At 44.5% G+C, this 6,093-nt stretch carries 3 protein-coding genes; 2 read left to right on the forward strand and 1 reads right to left on the reverse strand.

The window, feature by feature from the left end; translation table 11 throughout:
• Positions 1–465 precede the first annotated feature (465 nt).
• The gene (locus ACZND6_RS12555; RefSeq protein ID WP_489524759.1) at positions 466–2,811 is read right to left on the reverse strand and encodes an ATP-dependent helicase; all 2,346 of its coding nucleotides are present in this window, start codon (positions 2,809–2,811) and stop codon (positions 466–468) included.
• 469 nt (positions 2,812–3,280) lie between these two features.
• Here ACZND6_RS12555 and ACZND6_RS12560 point away from each other — a divergent pair, with 469 nt between their 5' ends.
• Positions 3,281–4,945 carry an aromatic amino acid lyase gene (locus ACZND6_RS12560; RefSeq protein WP_489524760.1) on the forward strand — a complete coding sequence of 555 codons (1,665 nt, stop codon included), beginning with the start codon at positions 3,281–3,283 and terminating at the stop codon, positions 4,943–4,945.
• Positions 4,946–5,089: 144 nt separating this feature from the next.
• The gene (locus ACZND6_RS12565) at positions 5,090–5,902 is read left to right on the forward strand and encodes a cyclic nucleotide-binding domain-containing protein (protein ID WP_489524761.1); all 813 of its coding nucleotides are present in this window, start codon (positions 5,090–5,092) and stop codon (positions 5,900–5,902) included.
• Positions 5,903–6,093 lie beyond the last annotated feature (191 nt).

Genomic DNA, 6,093 nt, shown 5'->3' on the forward strand with positions numbered 1-6,093 from the left:
ACGTAACTAAGATTTAAATATGTAAATAATATATCTATGTATATCAACAAGAAATAAATTTATTAGTTAGACCTCTTACTTCTTCTTTAAAAGAAGTAATTAATAATTTATTTTTAACGATTTTTAAAGCTATTTTTCGCGTGTCTTAGTACTATAGTTTAACTATTTTATATGTAATATTTAATTATTATTCAAATAGTTAATCATGCTCTATAGAAGTTGAAATATCACTTTAACTAAGAAAAATTCAAGATCGTATATCTATCGGGAGCGACTAGGTTTATATATCTAGATAAATGATCTTTAAATACACTAGATATACACTTTCTATTCTGAAAATTCATTTTATCTATCTAACCTAGATAAAATTCCTACATATATCAAATACCAAGAAGAATAGAATTTTTAGTTAAAAAATAAGGTTCTGTTTTAAAGACAGAACCTTACTAAAAGTTTTGTATTAGGTTACAGGATTGTAATTTTCTTTCCGGCGATTCTCGCTAAAAGATTCTTAATTCCACCGGTCTTGAATTTTACGATCAAGACCATATCATCCCCTGCTCCCTGAGTGTCAAGGATGACGCCGGGACCAAATTTTTCATGATTAATATTAATGCCTGCTTTATAGGGAGAATTAGAATTCTGTTTAGCACGTATTTTCTGAGTCTGAAGTTTTTCTTTCTTCGTTTCAATAATTCCCTTCGCCCATTCAGGAACATTTGAAGCGAATCTATGACTGGACGGTTTTGTAGATCCGCCGTAAGAAGAATTGCGATAAGGACTTGAATAATTTTTGCTCGACCCTGAGCGGCTTCCCCAAGAGTCCTCGTCCTCGACTTCGTAACGAGACTCGAACGGATTTCTGCTCAGCCACTTGAGTGTCTCGCCCGGAATTTCTGTGAGGAAAGAACTTGGATAACTTGAGAACGTTCTGCCCTGCAGCATACGTTCCTCAGCAAGCGTCAAATAAAGTTCCTTTCTTGCACGTGTGATTGCCACATACATCAAACGGCGTTCTTCCTGAAGAGCCTTTTTGTCATTTTTGCTTCGGAAGTGCGGGAACATGTCCTCTTCCAAACCGGTAATAAAGACAATGTCGAATTCCAAACCTTTGGAAGCATGTACGGTCATCAGCTGAACAGCGTCTTGTCCTACCTGGGCCTGGTTTTCTCCGGCTTCCAAACTGGCGTGAGAGACGAATCCGGCTAACGCGGAAAGATTCTCAACTGCCGTTCCATCAGAGTTTTCGGTGTCGATAGCTTCTTCTTTAATAAAGCCTTGAGCCGCAGAAGTTAATTCCTGTAAGTTCTCAATACGCTCACTGCCGTTCGGATCCATTTCGTACATGTTCTTCAATCCGCTCTTCTCAACAGTGAAGTCAACGAAGGCCGGAAGCGGCATCTCATCCTTGGCAACACGCAAGGTATCGATAATCTCCTTGAAAGTGGCAAATTTATTGGCCGCTGCTCCGCGAATGTACTGCATGGACTCAAATAACGAGATTCCGTTGGTCGTTGCAAAATCCACCAGATTTTCAATAGATTTAGCGCCTATTCCTCGTGCAGGCACATTAACGACTCTCAAAAATGCGGAATCGTCGGAAGGGTTCTCGGCCAAGCGCATGTATGCCATGGCATTTTTAATTTCAGCTCGATCAAAGAATCGCAATCCGCCGTAAACCATGAACGGAATCCCTCGTCTCGTCAACTCTGTTTCGAATAATCGAGACTGAGCATTTGAACGGTAAAGGATGGCAATATCTTTAGGAGAAACACCTTTATCGATGTACTCCTGGATCGTGGAACAGACAAAGCGGGCTTCATCAAAGTCGTTATCCGAACGGTTTGCTCGGATCTTTTCTCCTTTACCAGCGTCCGTCCAAAGGTTTTTGCCCATACGCTCGGAATTATTGGAAATCAAAGCATTAGCAGCATCAAGAATGTTGCCTTGAGAACGATAGTTTTGTTCAAGTCGAATCGGTTCTCTGATTCTGAACTCTTGGACAAATGACATCATGTTGCCGACGTTGGCGCCGCGGAAAGCATAAATCGACTGGTCATCATCGCCGACCGCAAAGACCGCGTTCGGCGGATTTTTTTCACCTAAACCGGCCAAAAGCTTCAGCCATTCATACTGGAGAACGTTGGTGTCCTGAAACTCGTCTACCAAGATAAAACGAAAACGTTCCTGATAATGATGACGGATCATTTCGTTGCGGCTCAAAAGCTCATAGGCTCTTAAGAGCAGTTCTGCGAAGTCGCAGGCGCCTTCTCTCTGAAGAACAGCTTCGTACATGGCATAAATCTGAATATATGCCTTATCCTTCGAGAACTTTGAATAAACCTCAGACGCGCGCTTGCCTTCTTCTTTGCAGCGGTTGATGAAGTTTTGAACTTCACGAGGCTTGAACTCTTCCGTATCAATACCGTTTGCCTTCATCACGCGTTTGATCACGCCGAGCTGATCGCTCATATCCAAAATGGCAAACGTCGCAGGAAGGCCGGCTTCCTGATGATGCAGACGCAGTAAACGATTGCATAAACCATGGAAGGTGCCGACCCACATAGCACGCGGGTTGATCGGAATCATGTTCTGCAGGCGAGCCAGCATTTCTTTAGCGGCCTTATTGGTGAAGGTCACCGCAAGAATCTCGCTCGGATGAGCCATATTCTGTTGAAGCAGGTAGGCAATGCGGCTTGTTAAGACGCGCGTTTTCCCCGAACCGGCGCCTGCAAGAATCAATGCGGACTTGGGTTCGGCAGTCACTGCCTGGGCTTGTTGCTTATTAAGCGATTCAGTAATGGATTGCATTCTTTTCTTCTCATCCAAAGGAGTGAGAAGTCTAGCAAACGCATCTGCACGTTGCAGGCGCAGTGACGAACGCTTACTTCTTAGTTATTCCGATTCCTAGGCTGTTACGTCCTTAACTGGCGACTCTTCAAATTGAGGAAACTAAGTTCCTAAAATTTTATTTGTATTTATTAGAAATGGAGGCAGCGGATAAAAAAGAGCTTTCTGCTGTCTTTTCCTTTCAGCCGAAACGTTCTTAGAGACAAATCACGAAATTATTTTATATATTCAACAGGTTAAAGATCAAAAATACATAAATAAAGAAAAACGGAAATTTCATTTTCAAAATCTGCAACCAGACCTTACCTAAGTCCGAGGCTCAATAGCACCGCTGGCAGTGTTTTTACTTTTGTTACCGAATTTTAAGATTTTCTCAATGGTTCACGACTTAAGAGCCATCTGCTTAAACCTTAAAACTTGGAGAATTTAAATGAGCGTATCTAGAAGATTTTTTCTCAAAAGCGGTGCGTTGCTTTCCTCTCTTCCGCTGGCTGCAACAGTAGCACATGCTGCGGATCCTGCCGCAACTGCTTCCAGGCAGGTTGGTCCGGCTCCTGTTAGAACAACTCCGGTTTCCGACTACATTGTTGACGGTTTCAAAGTAAATCCCTCTGCTCCGATTGTATTAAAGGGCCGTAGAGATTTAACCCTCGACGTATATCGCAAAGTCGTTTGGAACCACACCTCTGTTTCTGTCGACCCGACCGCCCTCAAGCAAATTGATGCTTGGCGCAAAGAGTTCTTGGACTTTTTGGCTGTCCATCCGGAATTGAACGTTTACGGCGTCAACATCAAACCGGGTGATGCCCACAAACAGCGTTTGACAGAAGAAGAGTTAAAACAAAACCTTTCTCAAGGTCTGAACACCGGTATCTCTTTCGGTGAACCTCTTCCGAACCGCGTTGTCCGCGGCATCATTCTTGCCCGTACATCAGGCATGCTCGGAGGCAACTCCGCTTCTTCAGCCGCGCTCACGAGCCATATCATCGGTATGTTAGGCCGTAAAGAGCTTCCCGTTGTACCTCGCGAAGGCCAGGGCGGTGCAGGCGAAGTTTGTCCGCTGGGAACTTTGTTTGACAACATTCCGAGAGAAATTCATCTCGGATTGAAAGAACCGATGACAATCATCAACGGTCATCCTACCGCCACTGCTCTTTGCGTTGACCTTGCTTTGCGCAGCGACGGCATCATTAAATTGACGGAACAAGTCCTCGCACTGGCCATTGACGGCCTTACCGCCCCGAGCGAACACTTCGGAGTTCAACTCGAAGCCTGCTGGGACGACCCCGATGAACAGAAAGCTCTGCAGAACATTCGTGCATACCTTAAAGATGCACCGGTTCCTCGCCGCCAGAACGTACAGGCAAGAGTTACCGTTCGTGATATTCCTCTCATCCTGGCCGCTGCATATAAGGCCCAAAGAAACCTCAAACAAACTGCTCAAACGGTACTTCAGAGCGCTCACGATAACCCTCTCTGGATTCCGAAAGATCAGGCAGCTAAGGTTGGTGCGGAACCTTATGTTTGTTCAAACGGCAGCTACCACAGCCAAATCGCTATGAATGCTCCGGACGAAATCGCCCGAAACTACGCTGACTTAGCAACGGTTCTGTACTCTCTCGTTCAGTGCTACTACTCCGACCCCGTCGCTATGCCGGGACTCGACAACCTCATCTACGGCAACATGCAGATGAACGCTTCCGATTGGCAGGATGAAACAAGAATGCTCGGACAGCCTTCTCTTCTCCCGCCGCCGCAGTTCGGCCAAAATGACCTTTGCTCTCCGTACATGCGCGCGTGGAACAAGGTCGACCGTTTGGAAAAAGTTCTTGCAGCTTTGGATGCCCAGGTTGCCTGCATGGCGAGTGAAAGTATCTTCATCCGCGGCGATCTCAAGACTTCTCCGGCTTTGCAGCCGATGCTTGACATCATCCGTAAGTTCAATCCTCCGATTGATGTTGCAAAGGGCGACAGAAGAACAATCGCTACGGAACTGGACGGCCTCTATAACTTCATGGCCGACAGCGCTATGGCTTATTCTTCCTTGGATCCGGAAAAGAGACCGGCACTCGTTTTGCAGACGATCAATTTCTAACTTTTAGTTTCGTCTTTCTTTTAGTTTCGTCTTTCTGACTTTCATATTATTTTATTTAAATTGGGGCTTTCGGGCCCCATCTTTTTTGCAAAAAATGAAAAACTTTATTTGAAAATCGGATACCTGAGATTTAGCAGTCCCCAGATGTGTCTTTTAGAGCTCCCTCCTATACTTTTGGCTATTAATAGAGAGGGAATTATGCAAATACACAATCTTTCCTGGCTCGCAGATATAAATAAGCCCATCTTTACAAAAAAGACTGACTACCAATCGGTTTTAAAAAATACCTCCGGCCTTCCTTTCATTACACCGCCACTTCATCCTGAATTAATCGAAATGCTCGATAAAATCGGAGCCGAAGGTCGAGTAGAAGCCGGTGAAAAGTTTCCGATGGCATTCGATTCGGAAGACAGTTTCGTTTTAATCAAAAACGGTATCGCTGCTCGGGGGATTCAATTCTTCGACAGCTCTTTAATTAATTTAGTGCTCCCTTCCCGTTCGCTATGCGGGGACTTAAATTTATTCACTAACAGAGGAATCAAAGAACAGCATTTCTCAATCACTCCATGCCAATATGTACTGGTTTCTAAAAAACTCTTGGTCTCCTTATTATTTAAAAATCCTGAAATTCTGAATGCCGCACTTTCTGATATTGAGCAAATATCACTCAGCCATCAGCTGTCTCTTCTTATAGCCGGCAGTCTCGCGGTTGAGGAAAGAATAAAGATGTTCATCTTCGCCTGGGCCTCCAACTATTCAGAAGAAGCAGAAGAAGGCTGGCTCAAGATGCCTTTCATCGTCCAAAGAAAATATGCCAGGAGCGTTGCAAGAGCTTCACGATCATCTCTGGATGGAATCCTAACCAAGTGGAAAAAAAACGAATTGATAAGGACAGAAGGACACCATCTGTTTATCGCCTCGGAGTTAATCAAATCTTGCTCATCCGCTCTTTCTTGAAGAAATGAACGAAGACGAAGATATCTCTCGGGCAGACGAAAGCATGGACGGTATTATTTTTCATAATTGAGTAGGGTTTCGCTGAGTTTCAGCGAACACCCTCTCACACCACCGCCCGTACCGATCTGGTAGGCCAAGTCACCTTGGTTTTACGGCGGTTTCTCAACGTTCTAACCTTTATAGCACCCTAG

The organism is Parasutterella sp., assembly GCF_057870745.1.

Bases quoted from the DNA above. Each gene is read 5' to 3' on its own strand.
- ACZND6_RS12560 (WP_489524760.1), top strand. From the start codon at position 3,281: ATGAGCGTATCTAGAAGATTTTTTCTCAAAAGCGGTGCGTTGCTTTCC.
- ACZND6_RS12555 (WP_489524759.1), bottom strand. From the start codon at position 2,811: ATGCAATCCATTACTGAATCGCTTAATAAGCAACAAGCCCAGGCAGTG.
- ACZND6_RS12565 (WP_489524761.1), top strand. From the start codon at position 5,090: ATGTGTCTTTTAGAGCTCCCTCCTATACTTTTGGCTATTAATAGAGAG.